Consider the following 16,448-nt stretch of genomic DNA (forward strand, 5'->3'; position numbering starts at 1 on the left):
TGAAAGCAAATCGGATCACATGTGGGAATGACGCCTGTGCAGTCTCCCGCTACCTGCTTGAACCAACATGGGAACATGCCCATATTGCTGACCAAGGGGTGCCGCTTGCGGGCCCTGATGCACCAAAGTCGCTTCGAGAGGACTTTGTAAACTATGTCTCGTGTTCCAACGCTCTCCAGTCCGTTCCTTCTGGGCTTCGACGAGATCGAGCGCGTGCTCGATCGGGTCGTCAAAGGCGCCGACGGTTATCCTCCCTACAATATCGAGAGGTGCGGCGGCGCGGACGGCCAGCCCGAGCGCTTACGAATCACGCTGGCGGTCGCAGGATTCACGCGCGACCAACTCGATGTAACCATTGAGGAAAACCAGCTCGTGATCCGCGGGCGGCAGCAGGACGACAAGTCCCGGCAATACATCCATCGCGGCATCGCCGCGCGCCACTTCCAGCGCACCTTCGTGCTGGCGGAGGGGATGCTGGTGCTGGGTGCGGATCTGAAGAACGGGCTGTTGTCGGTCGATCTTGCCCGGCCTGAACCGGAGAGGATCGTTAAGACAATCGCTATCAATGAGCACGAATAATGGAACGAGTAGCGGACTCGACCGCTTAGTGTTCCAGAGGAGTCGAGACCATGAGTGAAGGTCACGTTGCGTTCGAATACGAAGCCAAGAATGTCTCGCCCGAGACGCTGGCAACCCTCGGCGAAGGTCATATCGCCTATGTGAAGCAGATCCGTTCCGAGGATGTGCCGGGCCTGTTTCCCGAAGCGCCGAAAATCGCGCCGGGCCTCAAGCTCTTCGCGCTCCACGCCGCCGACGGCACGCCGATCATGCTGACCGACAGCCGCGAAGCCGCGATCGCCAACGCCTGGAGCAACGAGCTGCAAGCGGTGAGCGTGCACTGAGGACGCGCACGTCGCACGAATAGGGTTTTGGCGGGCATGCCTTCGCAGGAAGGCGTGCCCGTTTTCATTTTGGGCGATGATGTTGCCGCGCCGTCATTGCGAGGAGCGAAGCGACGAAGCAATCCAGAATGCCTTCGCGGATGGATTCACCACTGTCTCGCACATCACTTCACAAATCCGAGCCCTTCACGCGCCGTGTCCACGGCCCATTTGTCGGTCGGCGGCAGTGCGAGCACGCTGTTGAAGTCGGCGCGCGCATGCTTGGCATCGGACATCATCATGTAGAGAAGGCCGCGATTGACCAGGACATCCTGGTTGTTGGGATCGAGCCGAAGCGCCTCGTTGTAGTCGGCGAGCGCGCGATCGTGCTGTCCGAGGTCGCGAAACACGCCGGCGCGATCGGTATAGACCTGCGAATCTCGCGGCTGTAGCCGAATCGCTTCGTCGAAATCGGCAAGGGCCCGTTTATCGTCGCCCTTCCTGTGCAGGACAACGGCGCGAACGCGATAGGCCTTCTGGAAAGACGGCGTGATTCTCGTGACGTCATCCAACTCCCGGATGGTGCCGTCGGTGTCATCCTTGTTCAGGAACACAATGGCCCGGCAATAATGGCCGCCGGCACTTCCGGGCTCGAGACGAACGGCGCTGTCGCAGTCTTCCAGGGCTGCATCGATCTCGCCCTTGTTGAGACGAATGTTGCTTCGCAGTTCGTAGGGCCAGGCAGCGGCTGGATTCCGCTGCATCGCCTCGGTGTAATCGGCGGCGGCGCGATCGGCGGCGCCCTTCACCGCATAGACCTGCCCGCGCATCATGAGCGCACGGTAGGCCTGCTTGGGGCTGCGTTCGATGGCCTCGGTGAAGCCGGCGATCGCGAGATCGAAATCGCGGTGGTTAAAATATTCCTCGGCGCGCGAGGTGTAGGGCGCGCCATAGTCGGGATCGAGGCGGATGGCCTCGTTGTAGTCGGCCATCGCGCGATCGCGGTCGCCTTTGGCGGAATAGGCGCGGCCGCGGCAATGATAGGCACGCCCGAAGTTCGGGTCGATCCGGATCGCAGCGCTGCAATCGTCGAAGGCGCGATTCCAGTCCCGCTTGAGATAGTAGGCTTCTCCCCGCAGCTCGTAAGCCGCCGCATTCGCCGGCTCCGCCGCGATGATCGCGGTCTTCTCAGCGATGACGCGATCGTTGGATGCCTCGTCAGCATGCGCCACGGCCGTCACAGCGATCGTGACCGAGCAAAGCAGACCGAAAACCCGGCCGATCGAACCGCAAATCATGTGTTGAAAATTCCTGCGCCGAATCCCTGCCGGACGCGTGCGGAATCCGATCGACAGCGCCCGGCCGTGAAATTAAGTCGCAGACGTTGCGGGGTGGGTTCGAACGGGCGGGAGGCCTTACGCCGCGGTCGCCGGCGGCAGGGCCAGCACCGAATAGATCGCCTGGGCATCGCGCGAGGCGCGGAGTTTTTTGGCGATGTCCTGGTCGCGCAGGAGGCGGGCGATGCGGGCGAGCGCCTTGAGGTGATCGGCGCCGGCGCCTTCGGGGGCGAGCAGCAGGAAGACCAGATCGACCGGTTGGCCGTCCATCGATTCGAAATCGATCGGGCGGTCGAGCCGTGCGAACAGGCCAAAGATCTTTTCGAGCTTGGGCAGCTTGCCGTGCGGAATGGCAACGCCGTAGCCGACCGCTGTGGTGCCGAGCTTCTCCCGCTGCAGCAGCACCTCGAACACGGAGCGCTCGTTCTGGCCGGTCAGCTCGGCGGCCTTGGCCGCAAGCTCCTGCAAGGCCTGCTTCTTGCTGTTGACCTTCAATGCCGGGAGAATCGCCTCGGGTGCGACCAGATCGGTAATCGGCATGGAGGCTTTCCGAGGTGAATTAAACCGTCAGGTTCCGATTTGGCCAGCTTGATAGACCAAGCTGAGCCGGCGTCAATAACATGAAGCAGGAGGGGGACTTAGCCAAGGTCCTGCCAAGTCCAGATGTGGGGGGCTTCTACTCCAACGCAATCCCGGTGCCAACTCCCGCGTGCGGCTTTGCCACGGTCATTGTTAAGGGCCGGGATCGTACGGACCCCCGCCTCGGCCTAGCCGCCCGCCTTGCCGTCCACCTTGGCCCCCGGCGGATCGATCCAGCCCACATTGCCGTCCGCCCGGCGGTAAATGATGTTCACCCGGCCCGACGAGCCATGCTGGAAGACCAGGCAAGGCGCTCCGCTGAGATCGAGTTCCATGACCGCCTCGCTGACCGACAGCGGCCTTAGCGAGGTGGTCGCCTCGGCGATGATAACGGGGCTGTAGCCGGTGACCTCGTCCTCGCCCTCCGGAGCCTCCAGCACGTAGCTCGTCGCATCGAGCGCAGCCATCGCCTCGGAGGCGACATGGGCCTTGCGGGCGGAGCGGTCCTTGAGGCGATTCTTGTAGCGACGCAGCCGCTTCTCGATCATTACCAGCGCCTGGTCGGCGCTGGCATAGGCATCCGGCGCGTTCGAATCGGCTTCCAGCGTGATTCCCGAATCGAGATGCAGGGCGCAATCGGTGCGGAAGCCGAAGCCGTCCTTGCTGAGCGTGATGTGGCCGGAATAATTGCCGTCGAAATATTTGCGCAGCACCTCGTCGGTGCGGTCGGCGACGCGGCCGCGCAGGGCCTCACCGACGCTGATGCTCTTGCCCGAAATCCGAAGAGTCATGGGATGCCTCGCTTGGTTTGCTCCTCAGCTGCGACGACGAATCATCGCAGTTGAAGTCGTTCCCTGCGCATGATCTCCCCACGAACCCTTTCCGCGTTTGTCGGGAGAGGAAACCGCTGTGCACTTTTCCGGATCATGCGCGTGCCTGGATCGGTTGCAAAGGGGAGCCGAGAGTAGCGCGATTTCGCGCCAGCGCAATCAGGCCGGTTCGGGATTGCGGGAACGATCGGACAAGGCGGTGGAGAGGACGTTACCAAGAGCGCTCTGCTTGTCGCGGCGGCGTTGCACCGAAGAGGGTATGCGCATGGCTTCGCGGTACTTCGCGACCGTGCGGCGGGCAATATCAATGCCCGAGGCGCGCAAGCGTTCCACGATGGTATCGTCCGACAGGATCGCCGCGGGCGCTTCCGAATCGATCAGCTGCTTGATGTGATGGCGAACGGCTTCGGCAGAATGCGCCTCGCCGCCGTCGGCGGAGGCGATCGAGGCCGTGAAGAAATATTTCAACTCGAATGTGCCGCGATTTGTCGCCATGTATTTGTTGGCGGTGACGCGCGACACCGTGGATTCATGCATCTGAATGGCGTCGGCGACGGCCTTCAGATTGAGCGGCCGCAGGTGCGCCACGCCGTGGGTGAAGAAGCCGTCCTGCTGGCGCACGATCTCGGTTGCAACCTTCAGGATGGTGCGGGCGCGCTGGTCGAGCGCGCGCACCAGCCAGGTCGCGTTCTGAAGCGCGTCGGTGAAATAGGACTTGTCGCCATCCTTGCCGATCTTCTTCGACAGCTGGGAATAGTAAGTCTGATTGACCAGCACGCGCGGCAAGGTGTCGCTGTTGAGCTCGACATGCCAGCCGCCGTCAGGACCTGGGCGGACATAGACATCAGGCACCATGGTCTGCAGACGCGCCGAGCCGAACTTCATGCCGGGCTTGGGATTGAGGCGGCGGATCTCGCCGATCATGTCGGCGATGTCCTCGTCGTCGACGCCGCAGATCTTGCGCAAGGCCACGATGTCGCGCTTGGCGAGGAGATCGAGATGCTCGACCAGGGCCTGCATTGCGGGATCATAGCGGTCGAGCTCGCGGAGCTGGATCGCAAGGCATTCGCTGAGAGATCGCGCGCAGACGCCGGGCGGATCGAATTTTTGCAGCACGGCAAGGACGCCCTCGACGTCGGCTTGCGATGCGCCAAGGCGCTCGGCGGCCTGGCCGAGATCACCCGGCAGATAGCCGGCCTCGTCGACGAGGTCGATCAGGTACTGGCCGATCATGCGCTGCGCAGGACCAGTGAAGGCGACCGAGAGCTGCTCGGCGAGATGGTCCGACAGGGTCAACTCCGCGGCGACGAAGGCTTCGAGATTGTAGTCCTCATCGCCGGAGGCGCCGCCGCCCCATTCGGTATAGGTGGTCGGCGCGGCGTCCTGGGCGTTGCGCGCCGCAGCCTCGGCCGGCTCCTCGGAGAAGACGTTGTCCAGGCCCGTGTCCAGTGTCTGCTCGATCTCGGCGCGGGTGCCGAGATCCTTGCTCATCCATTCTTCCTGGCCCGGCTCGAAGCCTTCCGCACTGCCGCCAAAGCCGTCGTCACCCTGACCGTCACCTTGGCCGCCGGCCTCGTCGCCATCGCCGTACTGACCGGCATCAGTGGGGGTCTCGCCCGCGGGGGCCTCGTCATTGGCCCGTTCCAGCAGGGGGTTACGCTCGAGCTCCTCTTCCACGAACGTCGTGAGATCGAGATTGGACAATTGCAGCAGCTTGATCGCCTGCATCAACTGCGGCGTCATGACCAGCGACTGCGATTGCCGGAACTCTAATCTCTGCGTAAGCGCCATGAAGCAAGAACCGATCCAAAAAGTTGGTCCGATTTTTGCTTATCCTAGTCCAGGCCCGATGTACACGTCTTGACGAACGCAAAAACGGCTAGAGGCGGAATTCCTCGCCAAGGTAAAGGCGGCGCACGTCCGGATCGGCGACGATCTCATCCGGACTCCCCTCGGTCAAGATTTCGCCGGCATAGACGATGTAGGCGCGATCGGTGAGGCCGAGCGTCTCGCGGACGTTGTGGTCGGTGATGAGCACGCCGATGCCGCGATTGGTGAGATGGCGGACGAGGTCCTGGATGTCGCCGACGGCGATCGGGTCGATGCCGGCGAAGGGCTCGTCGAGCAGCATGTAGTTCGGACGTGTCGCCAGCGCACGCGCGATCTCGACGCGGCGCCGCTCGCCGCCGGAGAGCGCGATCGACGGCGATTTGCGCAGCCGCGTGATATTGAATTCATCGAGCAGGGAGTCGAGCTGCTGCTCGCGCTTCTTGCGCGAGGGCTCGACCACTTCGAGCACGGCACGGATGTTCTGCTCGACGGTGAGGCCGCGGAAAATCGAGGCTTCCTGCGGCAGATAGCCGATCCCGAGCCGCGCGCGCTGATACATCGGGAGTTTCGTGACATCGTGGCCGTCGAGCTCGATCGCGCCGCGATCGGCCTTGATCAGCCCGGTGATCATGTAGAACACGGTGGTCTTGCCGGCGCCGTTCGGACCAAGCAGGCCGACCGCTTCACCGCGGCGCACATAGATGCTGACGCCGCGCACCACCTGGCGGCTGCCGAAGGCCTTTTCCACGCTATGCACGGCCAGAAAGCCCGGCCGCTTCAGGAGCTGCGGCGCCCCCGCGCCATTGGGCCTGCCGGCAGCCCTGACGGGGTGAACAGCCTGCGGACGCGGCTCGGCTTGGTAGTCGGCTTGATAGTCGTCCTGGTAATCACCCTGGAACTGGTCGGGCGCATGCAACGCCTGGTCACGGGCCATCGGCGGCGCGTCCCGGATCGGGCTGGTCACGAGCCCGCCGACGCTGTCATTGAGCGCGGTGATGTCCTGACGCGCAAATCCTGGCCGGCCGCGCTTGGCGGGGCGCCGACGGAACATGCTGAAGAGATCGACCATCCCCGCCTTTTAGCCTTTCGCGACGATCCTGCGCGAATTCGCGCGATCTGCCGCACCGGCCTTTCGATTCGCCGACGCAGCATGAGTGAAGGGATGTCTCATGCCCAGTGAAACACGCCCGAAAAGCGGCGGACCCCGCTTCGATAGCCCTGCGCGCTAGATACAGTCTCGCCGGCCAAGCTTCAACCTCGGTTCGGGAGCATCCGAACCAAGTTGTTGAATTCATTTTGGTTTACTTGCACCAGGCAATTGCAAGGGCGGCGCCCCGCCGGGCTTGCCCGAACCGCAATCGTTGCCGCCCTGCGGCAGCAGGGCCTGAACCCGGCCGTTGTCGGATTCCACCCGCGACACGCCGGTCGTCATGTCGACCATCAAACGGTCGCCGCGCAGCACGTTCTTGCACTGCGTCAGAACCACCTGGCCGCCACCGCCGAGCATGGTGATGAGATTGGTTCTGGTATCGAACACGGCGGTCTCGCCGGTTACCACCTGATCCTTCTGGGTGACCACGACGTTGCCGCGCGCCTCCAGCCGCTTGATCGAGGAACTGCCGCCCGGACCCGGCTGCGCCGACTGCATCGGCGCCGACTTCGCGCCCTTCGCCGCCGGCTGCGGCGTCGCGGGCTTGTCCGCGCCCGAGTCGTAAAACACCACCAGCGTCTTCGAGGTCATGGTGGTGTCGCCCTGCACGACCTTCACATTGCCGGCGAAGGTCGCCTCCTTCTTCTTGTCGCGCATCTCGAGCGAGGCGGCTTCGATCTGGATCGGCTGGTCGCGGTTCTGCGAAAAGCCCTGCATCGCGTTGGGCACGCCCTGCATCGTGCTCTGCGCGATGGCCGCACCGCCAGCGACCAGCGCGATACCGACCGCAAGTGCAGCCGCGCTGATGATGGCGCACCGCTTGTTGTCGCTGCGCGAAAAAGGCTTGGTCATGAAAATCATCTTGAGTTGGCAGATTTGTTCTGAGGCGTACGTGTCTTCGCCGGCGGCGCGGGCTCGGGTGGTGCAGGCTGCGCGGCGGCGGGCTCCTCCAGCTTGTCCAGATGCATCACCACATTGCCCTCGAAGCGGATGACGTCGCCGCCTTCGGTGATGCGTAAGCGGTCAGCGGTCAGCGTGCCGTTGGTCAACTTGACGTCGACATGCTCGTCCGAGGAGACCGTGCCCTTGTTCATGTCGACGAAGGCAGAGTTCAGCCGCGCCTCATAGCCGGTGGAGGTGCGCAGGAAGATGTCCTTGTGCAGATCGAGCTGCTGCTGCTTGTTGTCGAAGCGGCCGGTGCGGGCATCGAGGAACAGGGTGGATTGATCCTCCATCAGCACTTTCGCGCGCAGGTCCTTGAGATCGACGTGATCCGGGTCGGTGATGTCCTGGGTCGCGGTCTTGGCCCAGAGCTCGTAGGGGCGCTGGTCCGGCGTGAAGCCGGCCAGATGCGGCGACTCCATGGTGATCTTGGTGCCCGACACCACCATGTTTTCGACGGTGAGCGGCAGCTCCGGAATCCGGAATTTGTTGAAGAACGCGATGTAGATGATCACGGCCATGGCCACGACCACCATCGCCGGCACCGAGACGCGCAGAATCCGCACCAGGCGGCTGTGGCGCGCCGCGCTGGCGAACTTCGCCGCAAGCGCGGCGTCGTAGGTGGGATTGTGGGCCGAATTCACCTGGGTTCCTGAGGTGTCGCTCGCCTGTTCCGGTTGAAGGGCGCCCCATTGTACCCGGCGGCGCCAAAATATGCAGCCCGCGACAGGCTGTTACGAAAGTGTCCGAAACGGGGCGACAACTCCGTCCAAGAGGGCTCAGGAGTGCGCGAAAATGTCCTCTTCCTCCCAGCCCTGGAGATCGAGCAGGGCACGGGTCGGCAGGAAATCGAAACAGGCCTTGGCCAGCTGAGTACGGCCTTCCCGCACCAGCATGGCGTCGAGCCGCTCGCGGAGGGCATGCAGATGCAGCACGTCGGAGGCGGCATAGGCGAGCTGCGGCTCGGTCAGGCTGTCGGATCCCCAGTCGCTTGACTGCTGCTGCTTGGAGAGGTCGACATTGAGCACCTCGCGCACGAGGTCCTTGAGGCCATGGCGGTCGGTATAGGTGCGGATCAGGCGGGAGGCGATCTTGGTGCAGTAGATCGGCCCGGTCATGACGCCAAAAGTCTGGTACAGCACCGCGACGTCGAACCGCGCAAAGTGGAAGATCTTGGTGATCTCAGGATTGGCCAGCAGCGCCTTCAGGTTCGGCGCGTCGGTGTGCCCCTTGGGGATCTGCACCACGTCGGCGCTGCCGTCGCCTGGCGAGAGCTGCACCACGCAGAGCCGGTCACGGTGCGGGTTCAGCCCCATGGTCTCGGTATCGATCGCCACCGCTCCGGTGTAGCGGGACAGGTCCGGCAGGTCGCCGCGATGCAGGCGTACGGTCATGGCGTTTCAAAACCTCGGGTCGGATCGGTGCGTCGGCACAATAACGAATTCGGATTGCCCGCGATGTAGCCATTGCCGGCGAGCCGCGCAAGCACGGGGTTCGGTCAGATTGCCGCCAGCATGATGCAGATCATCGCCGCGACCGTGATGCGGCTGGCGCCGTCGCGGAAGGTGTAGAGAATCGGATCATCCGGCATCTCGCGGCGATGCGCCATCATCAGGGCGCGGCCGAACCAGTAGAGCAGCAGCGGGTTGAGCAGCCACAGCATCCAGGGCCGGCTGTACAGCGGCGTGACCGCGCTCGAGGAGACGTAGAGCGAGAACACGGTCACCGCGTTCATCGCGCTCGCCGCCGCCATCGCGGCGATGACATGCAGATCGGTGACGCGATAGTCGCGGTTGGAAGGATCGGCAAGGCCCGCGCTCTCGCGCATGCTGAGCTCGCTGAAGCGCTTGATCAGCGCCAGCGAGGTGAACACGAACAGCGAGAAGATCAGCAGCCATTCCGACAGCACCACGCCGACGCCGACCGCGCCGGCCACGATTCGAAGCGTGTAGAGACCGGCGAGCGTGACGATGTCGACCAGCATCTTGCGCTTGAGCACGAGCGAATAGGCGATCGTGGTGGCGAGATAGCCCCCGAGCACGCCGAGGAACAGCGGCGAGATGCAGAGGGAGGCGGCGACCGCGAACAGCCACAGCGCGGGGATCGCAAGCAGCGCGGACGAGATCGGCAAGTCGCCGGCCGCGAGCGCGCGATGGCGCTTGGTCGGATGCTGCCGGTCGGCCGAAAGATCGAGAAGATCGTTCATCAGATAGGCGCCGGACGCGCAGGCCGAGAACGCCAGGAACGCCAGCAGCGCGGAGCCGAAGCTGGCAAGGTTCAGCTGATGCGCGGTGATGACAGGCACGAACACCAGCGTGTTCTTGGCGTATTGATAGACGCGCAGCGCTTTCGCCCAGGTCTTGAAGCCGGCTCTGCTTCTGTCGCGATTTTCGACGTGGTCGATGGAGGCACGATCGAACGGCAGGCTGCCCGCAGCGAGGTCGGCCGGCGTCACCACGCCGTCGAAGCCGAGATGCGTCGCGATACCGGCGGCATGCTCGGCGAAACGATGCGCGACCAAGTAGATCTTCTCGCCCCGCGCCCGCGCCGCCAGCGCCCGGTTCAGCAGGTCGGAATCATAGGGCAGATGGGCGTAGTCGATCTCGGCCCGCGCCAGGATGTCGGTGAGCGCCGCCATGCCCGGTCGCCCGCCGGCACCGAAGCGGGCGAGCATGAGGGCGGGCCGGCTGAAGAGCGCTTCCATCAGCAGCTCGGAGCGCAACAGCGCGCCTTCGAGATCGATGACGAGCGTCCGCACAGCCACCGCCGTTGCCGACGGCGTGGACGCGCCAGAATCATACTGCCGGGCAGGCTGCTCCATCCGAAAAACGCTCTGACTTGCCGCAAACTGACCGGCCCAAAGGGATGGCCGGGGAGCAGGGAAATGGACGGCCGCGAGCCTAGGAGGCATTCGCTAAGGGCGGCTTAATTCAGCCGTAGCAGGGAAAAGCGGGTGAGCGCCGGGCCCAATCGGTCTGCCCGGCTGTTGCAGGGATCCCACAACCTCGCGCCGCCCTCACATTCCGGCACGATCTGCGCCGTGCGCCCCGTGAAAATCGTCCCTGCCCACCCCATCTGCCAGTTTCCTCCCCGCTTCCGACGAAATCGAGACCCATGACCGAACAGACGCTCGCTGCGCCTATCGACGATCCATCGGAGCGCCCGCGCGGCTTCTCGCGCTACCAGGCGCTTCTCATTGCGCTGCTCGCGTTCACGCAGTTCACGATCATCCTCGACTTCATCATCATGTCGCCGCTCGGCGCCATCCTGATGCCCGCGCTCGACATCACGGCGGGGCAATTCGGCGTCGCGGTGTCGGCCTACGCGTTCAGTGCGGGCATTTCGGGGGTGCTGGCCGCCGGCTTTGCCGATCGCTTCGATCGCAAGCGCCTGCTGCTGTTCTTCTATGTCGGCTTCACGCTCGGCACCATGCTCTGCGCCGCGGCGCCGAACTACCACGTGCTGCTGCTCGGCCGGATCGTGACCGGATTGTTCGGCGGCGTGATCGGCTCGGTCGTGCTGGCCATCGTCACCGATTTGTTCGCGCTGCATTTGCGCGGCCGCGTGATGGGCTTCATCCAGACGGCCTTCGCCGCGAGCCAGGTGCTCGGCATTCCGGCCGGGCTGTTTCTCGCCAATCACTGGAGCTGGCATGTCTGCTTCATCGCGATCGTCATCGTGTCGATCGCGGCGATCATCATCATCGCCTTCGCGATGGAGCCGGTCGATGCGCATCTGAAGCTGAGGCAGGACAGAAACCCGTTCCGCCACCTGGTCGCGACGATCGGTGAGCCGCGCTACACGCTGGCCTTTGCCGTCACGACATTGCTGGCGACCGGCGGATACATGCTGATGCCGTTCTCCAGCGCCTTCACCGTGCACAATCTCGGCATCGACCTCACGCATCTGCCGACGATCTACCTCGTCTCCGGCCTGTTCAGCATCGTCACGGGGCCGCTGGTCGGCAGGGCGAGCGATGCGTTCGGCAAATACCCGACCTTCGTCTTCGGCTGCGTGATGACCGTGGTCATGGTGCTGATCTACACCCATCTCGGCCCCGTCTCGCTCGTGACCGCGATCACCGTCAACGTGCTGATGTTCGTCGGCATCTTTTCACGGATGATCCCGTCGCAGGCCCTGATGTCGGCAATCCCCGATTCCACCCAGCGCGGATCATTCAGCGCGGTCAGCGCCTCGCTCCAGCAGCTCTCCGGCGGCCTCGGCTCGGTGCTCGCCGGCGCGATCATCGCGCAAGGGCCCGACGGCTCGCTGATCCATTTCGACCGGATCGGCTACGTCGTCGTCACGACGACGATCGTCACGCTGGTGATGATGTATTTTGTGCAGAAGGCGGTGCGGGAGCGCGCGGGGAAGCGGGTGGTGTGAGGGGCGGGCCGACCTGCTCACCAGGGGACCATAGCCGCGTCGATGCATGGATCGCCGGTGGCCATCTCGACTGATCGGAAGCGGCCCCATTTTGCGTCAAAACTTGCAAAATGGTGCCCAGGAAAGGATTGCATCGGCCAAAAATTTACGACCGTGTTATCAACGACTTAACCGTTACCGGCCTTTAGCATGTTACACAGCTTCGTGACAAGCTTTCCCCGCATCCAAGCAATTTTCTCCATCAAGGCGTTTAGCCCGCCTCCCCAGTTTGAAAGGTCATTTCGAAGCGAGGGCGGTGGGGATATGGACGCCGATGATAGACAGCACATCCGATGCACGTTATGCGTGTTGCGCAGGCTGGGGAGAGAAACGGATAATGGCGCTTCACGTGCGGCCGGACCATTTACCCGAGATTATCTATGATAAAATCCAGAGGGACCTATCCCCCGAATTGCTAAGAAATAACCTCTTAGATGCATGCGAGGCTGCGGGCGAAGCCAGCATGATTGCCGAGTTCGATGCACATTGTGAGCGCAATCCTCTTGCTGGAGGCAGCGTCGCGTTGTCACCGGGTGAGTTGTTGGGTCACGTAAAGCCGGAGCAGAGAACAATTGCTCACGTTGCACGAGAGCTTAGTATCGATCCGGCGGAGGTAGCGTCGTTGTTCCAGGGCTTGGCCGGTGAGCTGACCAAGGTTGATAACGAATTGGCATCGGAGTGGTTTACCGAAGAGATCGTCAATGGGCAGGGTCAGCGCATAAGTCTCGCACGAAGAATTGCTTGGCTTTTTCGGACAGACCCTCCCGCCCAAGATCCTTTCCTGTGTGACGTCGAATGCTTACCCTGGAATCTTGGGCTGCCGGTTTGTGCGAATCTTCCCGGTAGAACCCCGCCCTCCGCAAGCCTGGACTGCATCGGATTTCGCGTGCCGGCTTCTTGCGTCACCAACGCAAGCCAACCGACCGTCTTTGATGCGGGCTTCGAGGCCGCCCTGCACTACTGGTCACCCGGCGGCAAGACTGTCCCTCATCCTCATCGCCCCGTTGGTTGTTCGGGAGCGTTCGATGAAATCGTAGCGGAAACACCTATGTTACGAGAGGTGTCGTCGGAATTCGTACGCTTTAAGAGCAAAGTCTCGTGATGGCCAAAGAACGGAAAAACAATCTGACCATGACGATCCAAGTCGCCATCAACGATCACGTGGCTGGGGTGGAGGACCCAAAAGGCTTCTCCAAACTGGACGTGCTGTTGGCGACTCTCGTCGACGGGCAAATACCCAAAGATCTCTTGGAGGCTTCCCTTCTGCAAATCTTGCCGAACGTCCAGCCTGCCGGCGAGAGGGCGTGGGAAGCCTTGCGATTGATCGTTGAAGGCGCAAAGATCAAATCAGCCACACTTTCGACCGCTGTAATGCGGGTTCTTGATCAACAAAAAGAACCTTCGGATGGCCTTGCGCGATTCCAAGCTTTCTTAGTCGTTAGGGCTTTGGGTGGTACGTTAGTGCGTCGTCGGTTGGATGAAGAGCGCACGCTCTATTCCGAGCATCGTCCGCTCTGGGTCGATCTTGTCGTCTCCTCCCTGAAGGGGATGCCCGATCACATCGTTGCGCTCCTCGAACAACAGGCGAGCCAAGGGGCAGCACAATTCACTTGGCGAGATATCATCCGTCGCTTGCCATTCCTGTTTCGCTTGTTGGGCGATGACTTCAATCGAGCCATTGTCCGGATAACCCACGCGATCCCGGACGCGGCGGGCAAAGCAAAGCTCGCTGCAATCGTAAATAAGTCTTTCAACATCAACCCGCTTGTTGAGCAGAACCCGAACTTAGAAGATCAACAGGCGCCCCAAAAGAAGTTCGGCCGATTTTCACGCTTGACCCGCTCTGCAGCCCGAGGGGCGCGTGCGTCGCACAGCATGGACCGCGTGTTTAAGGACGTGTTGTCAGCCGGCATGTCCGACTTGAGGAATCAAAAAAATATTCAGGCGGCCTACGGAAATCATCCATGAGGCCCCGCCTAGGCTCAGACGCCTTCTTAGGCTTCACGCCGTTCGGCAAGGCGTCGAACATCATCCTTGATGGATGGTTCGCTGCAGCTCGGTTATTTACTGAGACGCTTCCTACTGAATGGGAGAATGATCATTTTGTTGAATCTGTGAGCGATTGCTTCTCTGGGCTTGGTCGACTCGCGACCTTTAATGATCCACACCTCGCTCAGGGGCCTTACGGAAGTGTTCGTCGCACACGAAGTGACAGCAAGCGACGGGCGGTGATCACCCGACCATACTTGCTACTTGCGAATGACTTTAACGAAGAAGCCGTGTTTCACAGTCTTTATGCCGTCGAGACCGATGGCACGGATAGTTTTAATCGGCCGAGGCAACTACTCTTTTCTCCACTCTACTTTCTAAGACGGATGTTAACGTCGCCGGAATTTCTCACTAGCGATGCTTATGCGCACGCAATCATTCGCGCTGAGATTTTTTCACTTAGCTTGGGCTGGCCTGTGCGGCGCCGGCAAGAAGGATCTGCCGAAGACCAGATAAAGGAAATAATCGGCTTCGAGCGCGTCGCGGGCTCGTTGCATAAGGCTGAAGCCTATCGCAGCAACGGAGACACCTTCTATCTGGCGGATCAAACCGACGTAGTCGTCGGCCATTTGCTCGCCTCTCTCGGCATGGCTTACTATTCTTTTGCGCCAAATTCTTCGACATATACTTCGAAGAGATCGCACGAATTTCCTATTTGGGGCCGTGATAGTTATGTGGCTGGGAAAGAGCTAGCACCCGCTGATGGGATGACATTCGAGGTTCGCTTTATCGACAACATCGAGCGACTGCCATCTGCATCGTCCTTGATGAACTTGCTCGATGGAATCCCGATCCCTATCCCCGGTGCTGACGCTATCTTTGCAGGCGGACTGCGTCTTTCGAAGGCAAGAGGTGTCGTCGCTCGCGTATCAGGCGCATCGGGCACCGGCAAAACAAGTCTGGCGCTGGGGATTGCCACCGCACTCGCCCCGCTAGGAACGCGCACTTGCTATCTATCATGCGAAGAAGATCCACGCGATCTCGCTCAGCGTATCCTTACGCTCACGCCGCCATTCATCGCCCGCACCTCAAGTTTCGCTGGTCGCGAGTTTTCAGACTGGTTTGCAGCAATTCATCTCGACAGCTCGGACCCCGAAGAGAATCGTGAGCAGATTTTCAACTTCATACAGCACGTACAATCCACGGCCGAACAAAATGGCATAGATCTTACTGAAGATCGCTCGCCAGGCTACACGCCCTTCTTTGTTGTTTTGGACGGCGTTCACGAGCTAATTAATCGACCGGCTTTGGAGGGATCCGACGAAGTCGGTGACATGCGAGAGCTAGTAGAAGCTTTTCGCAAGCTGGGCGTGTTCGTCATGATCTTAACGGCTCAAACTGGAGAAAGAGCGCTCCAGGAGCTGGACTACCTTGTCGATGTCGTTCTCACGCTGGAGCACGAAGATAGATCCAGTATCGCACAGGAGCCCAAGCGAAAGTTGGTGCTTCATAAAACCCGCCTCCAGCACTCGTGGCCGGGAGCTCACCATCTACATATCTCGAAGCGTGACGGCATAAAGCTCTATCCGCAGTTACCCGCTCAACTTGAACAATTTGCCGGATGGCGATGGCAGGCAATTCGCCGCTCCCGCTATTTCGATATGCTGCTAACCGGAATCCGGCTCGGAACGCCATTGAAGGACGTTCCGCCACTCGTTCGCATCTACGAGAAATCTCAGGTCCTGATCTCGGGGAAGGGTAGTTCCGGTAAGGCTGGTTTCGGCCTGAAGCTGTTAGCTTCGCCAATGATCTCAGAGGACGACAGCGAGCCTGACGTCGGATTGTTTGACGCCGATGGCGTTCGCATGAATAAGCGCCGGATCCTGGTAATCTCGTTTCTATATCCGCCCGAATACTACCAAGGCTTGCTGGAGAAGATTGTTCAGCAAACGGCAGATCAACTGTCTTTCGAAACGCAAGAGGCCGAGGTCGAGACCTTGTCTTTCTATCCGGGTTTTGTCACGCCGGAGGTCTTAGTTTCTAAGATCGTCACAAGGCTTAAGTCCGCCGACCTTCAAGGAATTCCTTTCCACGGCGTGCTGATTGATGGTCTTCATAACGTTTTTCTTCAATTTCCGCGCCTGCAGGAGAATGTACTGTTCTGGCCTGTTTTGTACGAAACCTTTCGCGTCCTCGGCCTCACAGTCGTGACCACTCACACGCATTTCGCGGTTAAGGGCATGGACGCCAATCCGCTCTATGGTGCAGACGTAAATCTAGTCACTCACCGCATCGCGCCTCTGCTCCAAGCAATCGTGAACGCGGCGGATTTCTATCTGAACATTTCGCAGCCCGCTGAAGACCAAATCATTAGTTCGCCCATCGAGTTGGTCAGCGCCCTCGCCCAGCCCATTCGACAGCAGCCCTATTTCTGGAATTCACAGGCGCTGATGGTAGAAATCCGCTCCCGGCGTTAACTTCGCCC

At 61.3% G+C, this 16,448-nt stretch carries 15 protein-coding genes; 6 read left to right on the forward strand and 9 right to left on the reverse strand.

The window, feature by feature from the left end; genetic code table 11:
* Positions 1-153: 153 nt before the first annotated feature.
* On the forward strand, positions 154-579 hold the full coding sequence (locus IVA81_RS08325) for an Hsp20 family protein (protein ID WP_246926049.1): 426 nt from the start codon (positions 154-156) through the stop codon (positions 577-579).
* A gap of 50 nt (positions 580-629) precedes the next feature.
* Positions 630-902, forward strand: coding sequence for a DUF1150 domain-containing protein (locus IVA81_RS08330; RefSeq protein ID WP_007598581.1), 273 nt, complete (start codon positions 630-632; stop codon positions 900-902).
* Positions 903-1,066: 164 nt separating this feature from the next.
* On the opposite strand, the gene IVA81_RS08335 is transcribed toward IVA81_RS08330, so the two are convergent.
* The 9 genes from IVA81_RS08335 to IVA81_RS08375 form a co-directional block, all read right to left on the reverse strand.
* The gene (locus IVA81_RS08335) at positions 1,067-2,179 is read right to left on the reverse strand and encodes a tetratricopeptide repeat protein (RefSeq protein ID WP_247314561.1); all 1,113 of its coding nucleotides are present in this window, start codon (positions 2,177-2,179) and stop codon (positions 1,067-1,069) included.
* A gap of 117 nt (positions 2,180-2,296) precedes the next feature.
* Positions 2,297-2,758 (reverse strand): PTS IIA-like nitrogen regulatory protein PtsN, encoded by a 462-nt coding sequence (ptsN, locus tag IVA81_RS08340; RefSeq protein WP_027514736.1) that lies wholly within the window; start codon positions 2,756-2,758, stop codon positions 2,297-2,299.
* Between the two features lie 227 nt (positions 2,759-2,985).
* Positions 2,986-3,588, reverse strand: coding sequence for a ribosome-associated translation inhibitor RaiA (gene raiA, locus IVA81_RS08345; RefSeq protein ID WP_247314562.1), 603 nt, complete (start codon positions 3,586-3,588; stop codon positions 2,986-2,988).
* 198 nt (positions 3,589-3,786) lie between these two features.
* Positions 3,787-5,418 carry an RNA polymerase factor sigma-54 gene (gene rpoN / locus IVA81_RS08350; protein ID WP_247314564.1) on the reverse strand — a complete coding sequence of 544 codons (1,632 nt, stop codon included), beginning with the start codon at positions 5,416-5,418 and terminating at the stop codon, positions 3,787-3,789.
* A gap of 88 nt (positions 5,419-5,506) precedes the next feature.
* On the reverse strand, positions 5,507-6,526 hold the full coding sequence (gene lptB, locus IVA81_RS08355) for an LPS export ABC transporter ATP-binding protein (RefSeq protein ID WP_247314566.1): 1,020 nt from the start codon (positions 6,524-6,526) through the stop codon (positions 5,507-5,509).
* 222 nt (positions 6,527-6,748) lie between these two features.
* Positions 6,749-7,459 (reverse strand): LptA/OstA family protein, encoded by a 711-nt coding sequence (locus tag IVA81_RS08360; RefSeq protein ID WP_247314568.1) that lies wholly within the window; start codon positions 7,457-7,459, stop codon positions 6,749-6,751.
* A 5-nt stretch (positions 7,460-7,464) separates the two neighbouring features.
* Positions 7,465-8,193, reverse strand: coding sequence for an LPS export ABC transporter periplasmic protein LptC (lptC, locus tag IVA81_RS08365; protein ID WP_247314570.1), 729 nt, complete (start codon positions 8,191-8,193; stop codon positions 7,465-7,467).
* A 135-nt stretch (positions 8,194-8,328) separates the two neighbouring features.
* Positions 8,329-8,943: a ribonuclease D gene (locus tag IVA81_RS08370; RefSeq protein WP_247314572.1), complete on the reverse strand. Its 615-nt coding sequence runs from the start codon at positions 8,941-8,943 to the stop codon at positions 8,329-8,331.
* A gap of 104 nt (positions 8,944-9,047) precedes the next feature.
* Positions 9,048-10,370, reverse strand: a complete 1,323-nt coding sequence (locus IVA81_RS08375) for a UbiA family prenyltransferase (protein WP_247314574.1) — start codon at positions 10,368-10,370, stop codon at positions 9,048-9,050.
* A gap of 293 nt (positions 10,371-10,663) precedes the next feature.
* On the opposite strand from IVA81_RS08375, the gene IVA81_RS08380 reads away from it, so the two are divergent.
* From IVA81_RS08380 to IVA81_RS08395, 4 genes are all read left to right on the forward strand, one after another.
* Positions 10,664-11,935, forward strand: coding sequence for an MFS transporter (locus tag IVA81_RS08380; RefSeq protein ID WP_247314576.1), 1,272 nt, complete (start codon positions 10,664-10,666; stop codon positions 11,933-11,935).
* A gap of 313 nt (positions 11,936-12,248) precedes the next feature.
* Positions 12,249-13,076, forward strand: coding sequence for a hypothetical protein (locus IVA81_RS08385; protein WP_247314578.1), 828 nt, complete (start codon positions 12,249-12,251; stop codon positions 13,074-13,076).
* Complete coding sequence (locus tag IVA81_RS08390; RefSeq protein WP_247314579.1) at positions 13,073-13,942, forward strand: hypothetical protein; 870 nt, start codon at positions 13,073-13,075, stop codon at positions 13,940-13,942. The genes IVA81_RS08385 and IVA81_RS08390 overlap by 4 nt, the downstream gene beginning before the upstream one ends.
* Positions 13,939-16,440, forward strand: coding sequence for an ATPase domain-containing protein (locus tag IVA81_RS08395; protein ID WP_247314581.1), 2,502 nt, complete (start codon positions 13,939-13,941; stop codon positions 16,438-16,440). Before IVA81_RS08390 ends, IVA81_RS08395 begins: the two co-directional genes overlap by 4 nt.
* Positions 16,441-16,448 lie beyond the last annotated feature (8 nt).

The sequence above is a fragment of the Bradyrhizobium sp. 141 genome (genome assembly GCF_023074055.1).
GTDB lineage: Bacteria > Pseudomonadota > Alphaproteobacteria > Rhizobiales > Xanthobacteraceae > Bradyrhizobium.